11 protein-coding genes and 3 pseudogenes are annotated in these 14,358 nt (G+C 60.6%); 10 read left to right on the top strand and 4 right to left on the bottom strand.

The genetic code is table 11. The features are described from left to right. Positions 1-426 precede the first annotated feature (426 nt). The 4 genes from BLT60_RS23490 (at position 427) to BLT60_RS23510 (ending at position 3,947) form a co-directional block, all read left to right on the top strand. A complete protein-coding gene (locus BLT60_RS23490) occupies positions 427-2,013 on the top strand; it encodes a hypothetical protein (protein WP_139167948.1) in 1,587 nt (528 codons plus the stop codon). 317 nt (positions 2,014-2,330) lie between these two features. Beyond that, a complete protein-coding gene (locus tag BLT60_RS24215) occupies positions 2,331-2,492 on the top strand; it encodes a class I SAM-dependent methyltransferase (RefSeq protein ID WP_139167949.1) in 162 nt (53 codons plus the stop codon). 772 nt (positions 2,493-3,264) lie between these two features. Next, positions 3,265-3,525 carry a hypothetical protein gene (locus BLT60_RS23505; protein ID WP_139167950.1) on the top strand — a complete coding sequence of 87 codons (261 nt, stop codon included), beginning with the start codon at positions 3,265-3,267 and terminating at the stop codon, positions 3,523-3,525. Next, positions 3,522-3,947, top strand: a complete 426-nt coding sequence (locus BLT60_RS23510) for a radical SAM protein (RefSeq protein WP_090881260.1) — start codon at positions 3,522-3,524, stop codon at positions 3,945-3,947. The genes BLT60_RS23505 and BLT60_RS23510 overlap by 4 nt, the downstream gene beginning before the upstream one ends. A 167-nt stretch (positions 3,948-4,114) precedes the next feature. Here BLT60_RS23510 and serS read toward each other — a convergent pair whose 3' ends face one another. Then, positions 4,115-5,413, bottom strand: a complete 1,299-nt coding sequence (serS, locus tag BLT60_RS23515) for a serine--tRNA ligase (RefSeq protein WP_090881263.1) — start codon at positions 5,411-5,413, stop codon at positions 4,115-4,117. Between the two features lie 275 nt (positions 5,414-5,688). Then, a pseudogene (locus tag BLT60_RS23520) lies at positions 5,689-5,835 on the bottom strand (integrase core domain-containing protein); the annotation flags it as partial. 99 nt (positions 5,836-5,934) lie between these two features. Between BLT60_RS23520 and BLT60_RS23525 the strand changes: the two are divergent. After that, positions 5,935-7,211: pseudogene (locus BLT60_RS23525) on the top strand (IS256 family transposase). A 31-nt stretch (positions 7,212-7,242) separates the two neighbouring features. On the opposite strand, the pseudogene BLT60_RS24890 reads toward BLT60_RS23525, so the two are convergent. Both BLT60_RS24890 and BLT60_RS23540 read right to left on the bottom strand, forming a co-directional pair. Further along, positions 7,243-8,222: pseudogene (locus tag BLT60_RS24890) on the bottom strand (IS3 family transposase); the annotation flags it as partial. Positions 8,223-8,313: 91 nt separating this feature from the next. Beyond that, complete coding sequence (locus BLT60_RS23540) at positions 8,314-9,147, bottom strand: phytanoyl-CoA dioxygenase family protein (protein ID WP_175478615.1); 834 nt, start codon at positions 9,145-9,147, stop codon at positions 8,314-8,316. 274 nt (positions 9,148-9,421) lie between these two features. Between BLT60_RS23540 and BLT60_RS23545 the strand changes: the two genes are divergently transcribed. The 5 genes from BLT60_RS23545 (at position 9,422) to BLT60_RS23560 (ending at position 14,191) form a co-directional block, all read left to right on the top strand. Then, positions 9,422-10,729, top strand: a complete 1,308-nt coding sequence (locus BLT60_RS23545) for a radical SAM protein (protein WP_175478616.1) — start codon at positions 9,422-9,424, stop codon at positions 10,727-10,729. Further along, positions 10,726-11,643, top strand: a complete 918-nt coding sequence (locus tag BLT60_RS23550) for an aldo/keto reductase (protein ID WP_175478617.1) — start codon at positions 10,726-10,728, stop codon at positions 11,641-11,643. The genes BLT60_RS23545 and BLT60_RS23550 overlap by 4 nt, the downstream gene beginning before the upstream one ends. 102 nt (positions 11,644-11,745) lie before the next feature. Next, entirely contained in the window at positions 11,746-12,624 is an 879-nt protein-coding gene (locus tag BLT60_RS23555) for a TauD/TfdA family dioxygenase (protein WP_175478618.1), read from the top strand. Between the two features lie 36 nt (positions 12,625-12,660). Then, a complete protein-coding gene (locus tag BLT60_RS24520; protein ID WP_175478619.1) occupies positions 12,661-12,825 on the top strand; it encodes a hypothetical protein in 165 nt (54 codons plus the stop codon). 163 nt (positions 12,826-12,988) lie between these two features. Beyond that, complete coding sequence (locus BLT60_RS23560) at positions 12,989-14,191, top strand: asparagine synthase-related protein (protein ID WP_090881278.1); 1,203 nt, start codon at positions 12,989-12,991, stop codon at positions 14,189-14,191. Positions 14,192-14,358: the final 167 nt, after the last annotated feature.

The raw sequence follows: 14,358 nt of genomic DNA on the forward strand, positions 1-14,358 counted from the left end.
CTGGCGGAGGGAGAGAAACCCGGCTCCAACGGTCTCTGGCCCTAAGCTATTGATTTTCATAATGTGGTGACTGGCATCGCGCCTGCCTCTATCAATGATCGATCCATCTGCCGCCCCTTGCAGCAGGAACACGCTCTTTGAGAAGCCAACGCCGATGATGGTAGCCTCTCCCATGGATACCCTCTCCTTCAGCTTGTGAGTTGACACCGCAAGCTTGGCACATCGCGATGCCGTCAGGGGAGAGCGGCATCTCGGCAAGGGCTAGCATGATGCGCATCTGGAAAATCGTCGGAGTATCAGAGGGTTGCCAACCTCAACCTCCATCAGTTGAAAAGGTATTGTGTAGTATCAAAGAAATTGTCCCGGCCTGAGGAGACCACTTGGCCGCAGCTCTCTTGGTCCTTCGGTCTGGGGGAAAGCGACGCCGTGGGCATCTTGCGCACGCCGCCGACGATCCGCCCCGGTGAATGGGTCGGAGCTTCGACGCCAAGCCTTTTGTCCGTTGCCGAGGCCTACGCCCGGCTAACAGGTCGTAAGGCAGATATCGTAGCGGAACCGGCGTCGGCGATGAGGGATCCGGGATTCGCCGTCCTCGTTATGGAGCCAGAGCAAGTCACGCCCGAGGTTTTGGAAACCTTGTTCTCGGCGCCTTTTCTTGAATCCCGGACCTTTTCCCCGGGTCTTGTCCTAGCCGACAAGGGCCCCGAAGGCCGAGCGCGGGCCCTTCAGCATGCGGTGGCTCTACGCTTCTCGGCACATTCGCCCGCTGGCCGGCGCGTGGCGCTCTTCCCTCTCGACGAGCTAGGCTTCACTCGGAGAGATGACGGTTCTGTCATTGCGGGGGGCGGGTGTTATGGGAAGATCTCGACCGCGCTGACCCGCCAGGCTAACGCGCTCGTTTCGATCCTGTCGCACAGCGACGGAATCGATATGTTTTTGGGGCCGGGACAGGCCGCATGCGGCTGGCATTCATGGACCGAGATCTCAGAAATCGGTGCCAGGCCGCGCTGTTTGATCCGCGGGATCTGTCACCGTCTCGATAGACCGATCGACGAACCCAGGTTTGGCGATGCCATCGTCGATCCGTCACGATGGCATGCACGTGTCTTGTTCCTCGACATATGTTTCGGCCTCCCGGCTACAGGCGAGTTGTTCGATCGCCGGTTCAGCATTTTCGACGCGATTCTCCGCGGCGGACGCGTCGGCGCGCTGGTCACCAATTTCGAACTGGCCTTCACCGGATTAGCGATTTCCGAGGCCGTGAGCGAAGCGCTCGCTTCCGGCGAGCCTATTGGAAAGGCGATCAGGAACGTCACCTGCTCGCCCTCGGCACGCCGTCTGAACCGCCGCTTTGCACTCATCGGCGACCCGGCGCTGACGTCGAAGGTCGGTTCTCCACAACTTCTTCCGCGACCAGACTACTCCGTCGGACCTTATTCGCCAGTCTCACCGGAGATCGGGGCACTGCGGTTCTGTCTTCATGTTGGTGGAAAACCCGACTTGGCTCTGCAGCCAGGTTCTTCTGAGAGGGACGATGCGATCATCGGATGGCTTTGCCGGCGCGGCAAGATATTCGATCTCTGGACTAGTCTGAGCCAAGTCTTCTGCAGTGCAGAGCAGTTCCAATGCGCCTTGTGCGGTCGGGCGGGCGCGGTCTTTCGAAGCAGCACAAATGCGCCGCACTTACCCCGGCACCTGCTGCTCTGTGTTGAATGCGGCGCGGTGGCCGACTCCCCGGCGACCGGGGGCGCCCTAATGGGGCGGCCGGAAGGTGATGTGTTCCGACTCATCGCGATGCCAAACGAGAGGGTGCGACGGGCGGTTCTGCAGCTTTGGGCTGGCGATCCACGGCTCAGCGTGGCTTGCGATTGGCCGATCTCTCCGGAGGGTCTCCCGCATACCGTCTGCCAGTGGCGGAAGGCTTGGCCTACGGGGCCGTTACGAGCGAACGTCTTTCTGCTTCACGGGGACGAGGTTTCGGTGGCGTCGGCCATGGTGCCAGGGCGGACGTGACTGGACACAGGTTTCCGGGCGCACTGCGCATGTCATCGGTCACCCTTCCTTGCAGCGGTACCGGTGGCCGAGCTCGTTGACAGCGTGATGCTTTCGGCCTTAGGCTTGAGTACTGTGGGGAGTAGAGCGGAAGTTAAGCTCGGTGCCGAGCCACCATATGCTGTAGGGAAGGTGTTTGAGGCTGGTCAAGCCGTTACCGCGGCCCGGAAGGCTCTTGACAAGATCGATGGGAAACGTGTTCCGAGCTCATTCGTCGCCGCGCCGAAGCGCGCAAAAGCAAGTAGCGTCTGGCCACTCCAGATCGAGAGGTTTAGGATATGTCGAAATCTGCCGATGATCTCGTGACTGAAAGGGCTGCGCTTGTGAAGCATCTGCGTACAGTTCAAGTCGACCTTGCGAAGCTCAAATTGGATTTGGCTGACATCGACGAAAAGCTCGCACGTGCCGGCTACCGCGCGGATCAACCGACCTGCTGGTAGGGCCAAACTGTGTTTTCGGCTGCACTTCACAAAGCCACTATCAGAACGACGCTGCGTTGGTGTTGAGCAAGACTTAGGGCCCTCAAAGGACACCGACTTAGAAGCGAGATCAGTCGCACTAGCGCACTAGTTTTCGGTGCCCAACAAAGGCATGGTGCTTTAGGGCCTGGAGGAAAGCGGTCAACGATGCTAAATTTGGGTACCATGAGGAGTGATTCATTACTCCTAAAGAATGGATAAGATCGCATACTTTGCACCGCGACTTGTTGAAGCGCAGGGGCCAAAGTCTTTTGCAAGTGATTTTGATTTTTCGATTGAGCCTTACGCTGGGTGTAATTTTGGATGCGCCTATTGTTTCGTTCCGCATAAGACAAAATACGCTAAAGAGACGAGCAGATGGGGAAAGTGGCGACATAATCAAAGCGTTGAAGGCATCTCGGCGGAGATACTCTCCAAGTTAAGTGGCGCACGAGTACTTCTTGGCTGGTCGCACCGACGCTTGGCAGCCCGTTGAGAAGAAACGTGAACTCACTCGCGAGATCTTGCTTAAACTCGTTGACCAGCCTTTTCAATTCTTGCTAGCGTCGACGCGTAGCTCCCTTGTCGAAAGGGATCTTGATCTTTTTGAAGAGGCTGGCCAGAGGGTTCTAGTCTAGTATCTATTAGCATCAACACGGATGACAGTGAGTTGCTGGTGGCTACCGAACCGCTTACACCGACGGCTTCTGAACGTCTCAGGGTCGCACGGCGATTGGTTGCAAGGGGAATACCGGTGAGAATTGCTGTTGCACCGGTGATGCGCCATTCATCACAGTTTTTCGAAACGCTGATGGAGGCGGTGCCGCACGTTTGGATCGATGAGCCCGATCCCGCGGTAGTTCTTCGCCCCGAACTTATGGAAACGATCTACTTCGGTTCAGAATTGGCCAATCTGCTGAACGATCTGAGGTCCCGTTTCGGGAGCGACCGGATTTCGTTCGGTCGCCATGCGTTTTCTGGGCGCAAGTGCATAGAACTTGGTAAGTCACAATGAAAATTACTGAAAGATTTGCCGACGAGACCGGTGCCGCAAAAGTTGTCTTGAAAACCGAAGATGACCACAGGGTGGAAGCCAGTGTTTTCATCGCTGGAAGCGTCGAGAAAATTTGTGTCTCATGCCAAGTAGGATGCAGCTATACGTGCCGCCATTGCGCTACTTGGACGATGGGTCTTGGGCGCAACTTAAGCGCCCAAGAGATGTACGACCAAGTCGTAGCTTGTAAGACGAGTCCCACCGTGGATGTTCTTTTCATGGGCATGGGCGAACCTTTTGCTAACCTGCAGCGCGTTCTTGAAAGCGTCGATATGCTTGTAAGCTCAGAGATCGTCGAGAATGCGCGCCAAACACATATAGCGACCTCGGGCATCGCCGGCTCTGGTTGGAAAACTTTGCAGGGACTGAGAAAGAGACCGTAAGCATACGGTGAAGAACGGTGAAGTACGGTGAAGGCCGCGTGGAAGTCGCTTGACGTCGCGGGCGAGGATGTCCGAGGGCGGAGCTACGCGGCGACTTTGATGTCGGGTTGTGTGGCCCAGTTCCAGGGGAGCAGGTCGTTTGTGAATCCTATGATTGCGTCAGTGCACTAGCCGATACGCGTTCGGCCGCCCATGTATCCCTGCAGCACTTCAGGGATGTCGACGGTCATGTCCTCGTTCTGGAAGTTCTCGATGATAGCCACCATCGTGCGGCCGCATGCAAACGCTGTGGCGTCGTTGGTGTGCACAAACTCCAGCGTACCGTCCTGGCGACGCACGCGCGTGTTTAGCCGCCGCGCTTGGTAGTCGGTCATGTAGTCCGCCGTGTGCGTCTCTCGGTACTTTTGCTGGCCGGGCAACCAGGCCTCGATGTCCGATCCCTTTGCGTTCGGCTTGCCGATGTCGAATGTACATTTTTGCAGCTTCTGGTAAGGGATCCTGAGAAGTTGCATCAAACGTTCCTGGATCGCCGATAGTAGAAGATGCTCCGCATGGGAGGTCTCGGGGCTCGTGAAGCTCTCCATCTCGATCTTGTCGAACTGGTGGAGGCGGATGATCCCCTCAAGGTCCTTACCCGCGGCGCCGGCCTCACTGCGAAACGAAGTCGCATAGCCTAAGTAGCGAAGTGGCATGTCCGCTTCTTCGAGAATCTCCTCAGCGTGCATCGAACCGATGACGTGTTCGGCCGAGCCCTGCAGCCACAGGTCCTCGCCGTCAATCCGGTAGCGCTCCTCTACTGGTTCCAACCGGTCCATGGCGTCATAGATATCAGTGCGGATCATGTAGGGCGGCAGGATCGGTAGGAAGGGACGGGTCGATATGTCAAGCCCTGCCTCCTTGACCACCGAGCCGATGAAGCCTTCGTCGGTCATCTTGTCGAATACCAGCGAAATCAGCGCGAACTGAAGCTTCACTAGATCGCCCTTGATGTAGGCAAACCGCGACCCGGCGACTTTAGCGGCGCGTTCCTTGTCGATCCAGTCATGGTGCAGCGCGATCTCGTAGTGGTTCTTTGCGGGGAACGGGAACTCCCGCCGTTCGCCCCACCGCCGGACTACTTGGTTCTCATCCTCGGAGTGTCCGACGGGCGTATCGTGCGTCGGGATGTTGGGCACCTGCTTGTAGGCCGTGAAGAAGGCCTTCTTCTTCTCGGCAAGTTCCGCCTCCATGCTTGCCAACTGCTCGCGAAGAGCGCGCGCCGTGGCGATGGTGGCCTCATCCGGCTTGCCCGAAATGCTTGACGATACGCGATTGCGCTCAGCGCGGACCTCCTCGACCTCACGCAGCAGCGCGACGTAGTCGCGGTCGAGCTCGAGGACCAGATCGAGGTCGACGTTAGCTCCCTTGTCCCGAATGGCTGCTCGGACCAGGTCGGGCTCGTTTCTCAGTACCTTTAGATCAATCATCTTCTTCCCTAGATGCCTGCCTTCCTGCGCTTTGTGGGAGACGTCCGGTAGTGGCCGGTGTGCACGCCGCGCGGACGGCCACGTCGCCGGCACGACCGAATACCCGCAATTGGATATTTGATACCCGGATTGTTGTCGAGGCGGATCTCGCGGCGGGCGCTTGTGACCGTACGGGTGGAGCGACCCCTTCGTTGACGGGTGTCGCGAGTCGAGTACGAGTAACGGAGCACGCCTAGGCCCCGACTGGAGTGCCCCCCGTTTCGCCGGACACCCGGCTACTGGGCCTGAGCTCTGATGAACTCCCTTGGGGAGCGCATCGTGAGCGCTGAGTGTGGATGGATCTCGTTGTAGTCGTCGATCCACCCGGCGATCTGCCTGAGCGCCGTCTGGGCGTCCGGCAAAGAGCTGATGCGAACATAGTCCTAGAGCTATGGGTGAATCTGGGTGACGACGGCTTGAGAGAGGCGGCGTATCGAGGCGGGTGAGAGCCTGCCAGAACCTCCAGGAAGGAGCGATACGCCATGTCGAGAGATACCACCGTCATTCGATTGCGTCAGCCCGACGCCATTGATGATCCCCTGACCGAACTTGCCCGCGAAGGCGCCCGGCGAATGCTGGCGACGGTGCTGGTCGCGGAAGCCGACGCCTTCGTCGCCATGTGGAAGGATGTGAAGTTGCCGGATGGGCGTGACCGGGTCGTGCGTCACGGCCATGGACCGGAACGGACGATCCAGACCGGGATCGGTCCTGTCGCGGTTCGGCGCGCCAAGGTCCGCGACCGCGGCAAAGTGGGTGCGATGGAGAAGATCCGCTTCACCTCGTCGATCTTGCCAAAATGGGCGCGGCGGACGAAGAGCCTCGATGCGCTGCTGCCGATTTTGTACCTGCGTGGCATTTCGACTGGCGACTTCCAGGAGGCCCTCTCGGCTCTCCTCGGCAAGGACGCGCCGAACCTGTCGCCGGCGGTGATCAGCCGGCTGACGGCGGAGTGGCAGACGGAATACGACGCCTGGCAGAAGCGCGACCTCTCGGCGCGGCGCTATGTTTATGTGTGGGCGGACGGGGTCTATCTGCAGGCGCGGATGGAAGCCAATGCCGAATGCATGCTGGTGCTGATTGGCGCCACACCCGAGGGCAGGAAGGAACTCGTCGGCTTCCAGACCGGGGTGCGCGAGAGCGCCCAGAGCTGGCGTGAGCTCCTCGTCGACGTCAAGCGGCGTGGGCTCGCGATTGCACCGGACCTCGCCATCGGCGACGGCGCGCTCGGCTTCTGGAAGGCGATCGACGAGGTCTTCCCCGTCACCCGCCACCAGCGCTGTTGGGTTCACAAGATCGCCAACGTGCTGAACAAAGTCGCGCGATCGGTCCAGGTCAACATGAAGGCGGACCTCCGCGAGATTTACGGCGCGCCGACACGGGCTGCGGCCGAGGTCGCAATCGACGTGTTCGCCGACAAATACGGCGCCAAGTACGACAAGGCGGTCGCCTGCCTGACCATGGACCGCGAAGCCCTGCTCGCCTTCTTCGACTTCCCCGCCGAGCATTGGGACCACCTGCGCACATCGAACCCGATCGAAAGCGTGTTCGCCACCGTGCGCCATCGCACCGTGCGAACGAAAGAACGAAAGGATCGCTGTCGCAAAAAACCGCCAGGCTGATGGTGTTCAAGCTCGTAACCGCCGCCGCAAAAACATGGCGTCGGTTGAAGGGCGAAAATCAGTTGCCGAAGATCGTGCGAGGCGTCAAATTCCACAACGGTGGCGAGGTCATCGAAACCCCGGCTCACAACGCCGCCTGATCGGCCGCGTCACCCAAATTCCGGCATAGCTCACATAGTCCCGCTTGAGGGTTTTGACGAAGGCTTCCGCCATGCCGTTCGATTCCGGGCTCTTCACCGGGGTGAAGCACGGGACGAGGTTCAGCGCCGCGGCGAAGTCCTTCGTCTCCTTGGCGGTGTAGGGGCTGCCGTTGTCGGAGAGATGCTCGACCGGATGCGGCGCCCGCACTGCGCCGAAGCGCTTTTCGACCGCCTCCAGCATCATGTCGCGGATATCGGAGCCGCTGATGCCGGCACCGCATACGGCCGTCCAGGCAATGATCTCCCGATCGAAGGCATCGATGATGCAGGCCATGCGGACGACGTCGCCGTTCCAGCAGTTGAACTCCAGGCCGTCGGAGCACCAGCGCAAGTTCGAGCGTATGACCATGACCTTTCCATCGTGGACCCGCCCCTCGCGGCGGCCGGTATGGCGCTGAAGCAGCATGGCGTGTTGCTGCATGATGCGATGGACTCGCTTGCGGTTGGCCGGCGGCAGCCCTTGCGTTGCGCGTTCCCGGTAGGGACCGCGCGACGGCGTCTTGCCTTGCGCCCGCTCGGCCATGTTGGAGCGGGAAACGCCAAGCGCCTCAGCCACTCGCTTCATCGGGAAACGCCCTTCGGCAGCGACAGCGGCCGCAAGATCTGTTTTTTTGAGTTTGCCTTGGCCAACGCCTCACGGAGGATCTCGTTCTCCATGGTCTTGCGGCCGAGCAGGCGCTCCAGGTCGCGCACCCGCTCCTCGAGCTTGCGCACTTCTGAATTGCCGACGACCGGCTCGTCCGATCCCACCGCCGTCACGCCTCCCTCGCTCATCAAGCGCCGCCAGCGGTACAGAAGGTTCGCCGCCACGCCATTGCGCCGGGCCACCGACGACACCGTCTCCCCGGGCTCGAAACTCTCCTCGATGATCCGAAGCTTCTGCTCCGTCGACCAATACCGCCGACGCGCCGTCCCCGTGATCAGTTCGATCCGCTGATAGTCATCCGACATAAGCCTGTCCTCAAGGATATCCTTGAGCCTTCCTGCTTATGCCAGGTGTCCGGTCGAAATGGGGGCCAGTTCACCGACCGACCGGCGGTGGTCACCGTATTCGGGACAGGCCGTCGCCGCTGGCACGGAAATCGGCGGAGTAATTTGCCGCCTCCTCCGGGTCCATCCCGACGTTAGGATCCTCAAAGAATGGCTTTATGTCAGCCGGCAGCAGGGAGAGTGCCTCGGCCGAGGGTGTCGGTGCGGCGACCAAAGGGCCAGCCCAGGCGGGTCTGAAGCCGTAGGAGATCAAGTGTCTCGGCGGGCCGCCATTGTGCCGGCCGGCACGGTGGAAGACACGGTGATGGATGATGATCGCCTCCCCCGGCAAGCACAGCATGTCCTCCTCCGCTTCGTGGGATGAGTATCGGAGAAATGGATTGGCCTCTGCGTGTAGGCTGAGATGCGACCCGCGCACTACCTTCAGCGGCGCCCGCCCAGCATCGGTGCCGTCAAGGTAGACGAGGACGCGGACCGCGGCTGGACAGCTCGCCTGTGGTCCAAAGATTTGCGAGCGCCCTGGCTTGCCGTCGCAATGGAGCGCCATGCCCGGGTAGCCCGTGGAGATGCGCGAGAATGAGATGCCGGTGCAGACGAGCCGATCGGCGAAGAGGCACTGCAAGAAGGACATGAGCCGCGGCGAGCGGAGTGGAGCGAAGACGCTCATGGCCTCGAGCCACTGGACACCGTGAATGTAGGTCTGGCTGTCGCTGTAGCTCGACGCCTTGAGGTCCCAGAGCCGGCTGTCGGCCAGGATCGCCTCACGGTCATTGAGTTGGAGCAAGGGGCCGAGATGCACCACGCCCTCGAGCTCCAACGTCCTGATCTTGACGATGTCGCAGGCCGGGTCGGCACTCGCGCTGCTTGCGGTGATCCCTGTCTTCATCCTCGCCCCCCAGTGTGTTTCGGAAAGGCCCTCCCCGGCGCCATTCGTCGATTGAGCGAAGGCCATGTCCCGTGTCTCGGTTAACATAGGTCGCGCTGGCGGCGTACCGGGAACCTTGTCCGGCCTTTTTATGCAATGCGGTTGAAGGTCAGCTTGTCCCCTTTCCCCGGGCCCGGAACAAGATTATGCAACAAAAGATGAGGGTAGAGCGGGACGGAGCACCGCAAGTCTGGCAGGATACCGACCTATCCTCGCTCGTCCGGAGCGCGATGTCTTGGACAACAAGCGAGAGAGGGAGGAAGTGACAACATATCCGATCCCGACCGATGTCGGCCGCTGGGGCAGCCGCGCGGAATTCGACAGCTGTCGCCCCGAGGACGGCCAGTGGGTGCACTGGCAGGATCGTGTCGCGCTGGTTCTGGAGGGGCGCTATGACGAAGTCACGCCGTTGCATGTCGAGCTGTCGCCTACGTACCTCTGCAACTTCGCCTGTCCTTGGTGCAGTTGCCGCTCGGCGCGCCAGGACTGGTCGGATATCGACATATTCAACCGACCCGACGCCAGCCCAGGGACCGTGATGTCCCGCGCGCAGCTTCTATCTGTCGTGGATCAGCTCGTGGCGGCGCGCGTCGACATTCAGTGGGTCGGCGGCGAACCGACCATGCATCCCCACTTCGTCGAGGCCGCGCGGCGGGCAGCGGAAGGCGGCCTCCGGCAATGCTTGTTTACGAATGGTAGCCTGCTTCCGTCTAAGAAGCTACGCTGGCTCTTGGAAGACGAGTTTGTCTTCATCCGCTTCAGCCTTGACGCCGTGTCCGAGGATATCCACCGGCGGCACCACGACTACGCTGCCCAGCGAACCTATCACGAGAGGGTCTTGCGCAACCTCCGCAGCACGATCGAGCTCAAGGCCAAGCTCGGCGCGGAAACGCTGATCGGCCTGTCCTTTGTGGTCGACCGGGTCAACGTTGACGACCTATCCACCTCGGTAGACTTTATCACGGCCCTGCAGTCTGAGTTCGAGGCGCGCGCGATTGACTATGTCGTGATCCGGCCGGCCTATCCATTCGTTGGTGCCGAGGTGTGCCTCGACGACGCGATGGTAGCCGACCTAGGGCGCCGCCTAGGTCCGAACGGGGATCTGGCGGAGCGGCTGGCGGCGTATGGCATCCGGCTGGTCGCGCCGGCTGCATCGTTCCATGTGCAAACGACGTCGAAGAACACGCTTCCGAAGGCCACGCCTTGCCGGTCCTGCGGGTGGTTTTCAGAGATTGCACCGAACGGGGAACTGCAGCTCTGCTCGGACCGCTATGGCGATCCAGAGTCCGTGATCGGCAACCTCACCGATGCGCCCCTCGATGCGATGTGGGCCAATGAAGATCGCGGCCACATACTCCGGAAGATTAACGCGGCCTCCTGCGCGTCGGAGAGGTGCCCACTGAACGGGCGAGGTTATCACCTGAATCGCCTCTTTAGTCAGATCGAGGCCCACCGCAGTGAGGGGCGCCTCGACGTGGTCCGGTCATGGATCGCGGGCCTGCAGTCGGTCGTTCCGAAGCCGGAACATTCCTTCTTCCTATGACCGCGGAGATCGGTCTCGGCACTTGGCCCCTCGGCGGCAACGCTTACGGCCCCGTCCCAGTTAACACCGCACGGGCGGTACTCCGGGCAGCGCTCGATGGCGGCATCCGTCTGATCGACACAGCCGGCATCTACGGTGATGGAACGGTCGAGACGCTGATCGGCGACGACACGGAAGTAAGCGGACAGTGCCGCGTGATCAGCAAGGCGGGCTACTTAACCGAAGCAGGCCGGCAGCAGTGCTTCGAGGCCGGATTCCTGCGCGAGAGCCTAAAGGCGAGCCTCCGCCGCCTGAAACGCGAGCGGCTTGAAGTGCTGCTGCTGCACTCGCCTCCGGCCGATTTGCTCGCCGCGGGCTGGATCGAGGACGTGCTAGTGGGGCTCGTTGCCGAGGGACTGATCGAAGGCTACGGCGTCTCTCTAGCTCATGTTGATGACTACCATGCGCTAATGGCATGGCGTGGGCAGTTGTGGATTGAGGTGATCTACAACCTCCTCGACCAGCGCGCGGCTGAGAACGGACTGCTCAAAACCGCCCGCGCACGGGGCTGGCAGGTCATTGCGCGCCTGCCCCTCGCCAGCGGATTCTTGACCGGCAGCCACACCCGCGACAGTACGTTCGCTGCTCCCGACTGCCGCGCCCGCTGGAGTCGAGAGCAGATTGTCGCCTGGATCGACGCGGCTGATCGGTTTCGATTCCTCGCGACGCCTGAGCGGTCGGCCGTGCAAGCCGCAATTGCTTTCTGTAAGTCGACGCCAAGTGTTACGGCTGTGATACCGGGCGCGAAGTCGGTGGCGCAACTCTCGGAGTTTTTGGCGCTTCAGGACACGCGGCTTGACCTTGAGGCTCACGAGTACCGAGCAGCACGTGCGATATGGACGGAAATTAGCTGGGTCGTCCCCGGCAGCCGCTGACGCTTCACGCGCAACTCTTGGCCGTGCTGATGAAGAGAGTCGACTGGGATCAAGCCGCTCTTTTATAAGATCCCAAGGTGTTTCAATGGGATGGGGCAAGCGATGACTTTTTCTGTCGGGGATATGTCAGTAAATGCCTCCTTTGGGTTGAAGACTCTTTCCGCAGCGTCAGTTCTTGAGAGTGCTTTCGACGATCAAAGTCTTCGCAGGGCAGCCGTGCAGTCGCAATATTTGATAGCTGTGCGTTCTACCGATCCCGAGATCTTCGACAATTTGATCACTACCGGGAAACGGATCCTTGCTCGGCCACCGTACTGCTGTTTGATACGCGGCATTCCGGTTGAGGTCGGGCGCACCATACTGGTTGCCCTAAGCGCGGCGCTTGGACGCATCGCCGAGCCCTATGGATCCGAATGGTCCCGCGTTGTGCGGGAAATCCGCCCCCGCAACGACCGTGGCAGCACGCATTCGGGCGTGCTGAACGAACACATGCACACGGACGGGACCGACTGGGAGAAGCCGAACGACCTCACATGCCTCTTTTGCGTACGCAACGACGAAGCCGAAGGCGGGCTCTCGCGACTAATCTCGATCGACGAGATCGAGGCGCGTCTAGCGGACGGGCCAGACGGGCGGGCTCTGCACAAATGGCTGTCGACGACGCCCGTGCCGTGGAAGCTGGCCGAGGAATTCGGCGGGCGTGTGCTCCACGCCCCTATCCTGAGCGAGAGCGGGATTCGCTGGCTGAAGTTCACGATCCACGCGTCGGGAGACAGGGCCGTGACCGACCGCGCGTGGGCGGAGCGTCTGTTGGCGTTCGAAGAGCTGCTCGACCACAGGATGGACGCCACCGAGTTCCCCCTCGAGCCAGGCGACTGCCTGATCGTCGACAACAGGAAGTGCCTGCATGCCCGGACGCCGATCGTTGACGCGAGCTCCTCCCAGCGACTACTCTATCGTACGAAGGTGGTTTATCGGTAGCGCCAGCTTCGAGCCGTTACGACATGGAGAATCGATATGACTGCAACCATGAAGCTGGAAAGCAAAGGGCTGGCACCTGCTCGGGAGGAAGAGGGGTTCTACGCGCCCCTTCAGGTGGCTCTCGATCTGGTCGCCAAGAAGCGCGAGGAGGAGTTGATTCGCTTCCATACGTGCTGCGCCGACCCGCGCGCTAGCAAGTGAGTGATAGGCTGCTGCCGCGGTTGGACCGTCGTCCGTAGCCGGTCCACCCTCTGCCATGACTTTTGATAACGTTCCGCTCACGTATCTTCGGAGCGTACACTACAAATTATGTCCAGACTACAAATAGACTTTGGTCTAGCCGGCCCGATCAGATGAAGAACAAATGTTCACCTTTATCGACCGCCTTGGGAATTCTATTAAGCTTGATCCCGTCGCGGGAGAAACCATTGCGTCCTGCTTGCGCCGGCACGATATCCCACCTGCCTCCGTCCTGTCGGAGTGCGGCGGCGATGTGTTGCCCGACAGCCACCGGATCGGGGATGATCAAGACATCGTCGGCCGGCTGATCGAAGGCTATAATATTGGGGAGATCCGCGCGGCGTTGGCCGAGACGCGAAAAAGCGTCGGCACTCGCAGCTATCACGCTCGACGGATAATGTTCGACATCGACGGCAGCCTGCGGGCCGAGGCAGCCAGCCTCGATCCCGAGGCACTCGTGAATATGGTGTGTGACACCGTCACCACGACCATTTGCAACTTTCGCCTAATTGGCGAGGGCGACCGCGTGCTGATCGGGCTGTCCGGCGGCGTCGACAGTGGGGCGCTCCTGATCGCGCTCCAAGATGCGCGCGCACGTCTGCCGGAGTTCGAACTCTGCGCCGTGACCTTCGAGGATTACGATTCAGAAAGCTCGCCCACCTATGCCCACGCACACGCACTGGCGCGCGACCTTGGTATCGAGCACCATGTTGCACCCGCCTCGCTTGTCGAGAAGGCGTTCGGTCTGAATCGGCCTCTCCGCGACGTTCTCCCTGAGTTGATGCAGACGGCGGACCACGACAAGGCGATGTACATCGACCACCATACTACGCGCCGCGGCTTAGAACTCTTCGCCGAATCCCGCGGGATCAACAAGATTGCGCTCGGACTGCACACGACCGATTTGCTGGCTGGCCTTCTGAATTCGATCGCCACCGGCTATTCTGTCGGACCCGTTCCGCTCCGCCGTGTAGGGTCCATCGACTACATTTATCCGTTAAGCTTCTTACAGAAGAAGGTTCTGCATCTTTACCACTATCACAAGCAGGGGACCCTCGCGCGACATTCGTTTCCCAACAGTTGGGAGCAGAATCCACTTGACCGGAACTTCTACTATTTTCTAGCCGATATGATGCAGGAGTATTGGCCGGGCCTCGAGAACTACATCCTCAGTTCTCACAACTGGCGGCTCCGCCGCGAGAAGCCTCTGACCAGCGAGGCGTGCGGGAACTGCGGCGCGACGCTGCTGATCCAGCCCTTCATGCCAGCCGGCCAGGACGAATGCGAGGCCTGCCAGATCCTGCAGAAGCACGGATTCAGGACATAGGAATACTCGATGCCCCAAGAAACGCCCGGTACTGAGCGCGCCGACAACATCGATGTCGGCATCCTGAAGCCTGAATTTCTGCCAAACGGAGAACTCGTCGCGCGCGTCGGCGACGAAATCCTCGTACCGAGCGATGTTCTGCCCGACCGCCTGCAGCCCTATCCTGG

Source organism: Bauldia litoralis (genome assembly GCF_900104485.1).
Lineage (GTDB): Bacteria > Pseudomonadota > Alphaproteobacteria > Rhizobiales > Kaistiaceae > Bauldia > Bauldia litoralis.

Bases quoted from the DNA above. Each gene is read 5' to 3' on its own strand.
- BLT60_RS23560 (WP_090881278.1), top strand. From the start codon at position 12,989: ATGTTCACCTTTATCGACCGCCTTGGGAATTCTATTAAGCTTGATCCC.
- BLT60_RS23540 (WP_175478615.1), bottom strand. From the start codon at position 9,147: ATGAAGACAGGGATCACCGCAAGCAGCGCGAGTGCCGACCCGGCCTGC.
- serS (WP_090881263.1), bottom strand. From the start codon at position 5,413: ATGATTGATCTAAAGGTACTGAGAAACGAGCCCGACCTGGTCCGAGCA.
- BLT60_RS23510 (WP_090881260.1), top strand. From the start codon at position 3,522: ATGAAAATTACTGAAAGATTTGCCGACGAGACCGGTGCCGCAAAAGTT.
- BLT60_RS23550 (WP_175478617.1), top strand. From the start codon at position 10,726: ATGACCGCGGAGATCGGTCTCGGCACTTGGCCCCTCGGCGGCAACGCT.
- BLT60_RS23555 (WP_175478618.1), top strand. From the start codon at position 11,746: ATGACTTTTTCTGTCGGGGATATGTCAGTAAATGCCTCCTTTGGGTTG.
- BLT60_RS24520 (WP_175478619.1), top strand. From the start codon at position 12,661: ATGACTGCAACCATGAAGCTGGAAAGCAAAGGGCTGGCACCTGCTCGG.
- BLT60_RS24215 (WP_139167949.1), top strand. From the start codon at position 2,331: ATGTCGAAATCTGCCGATGATCTCGTGACTGAAAGGGCTGCGCTTGTG.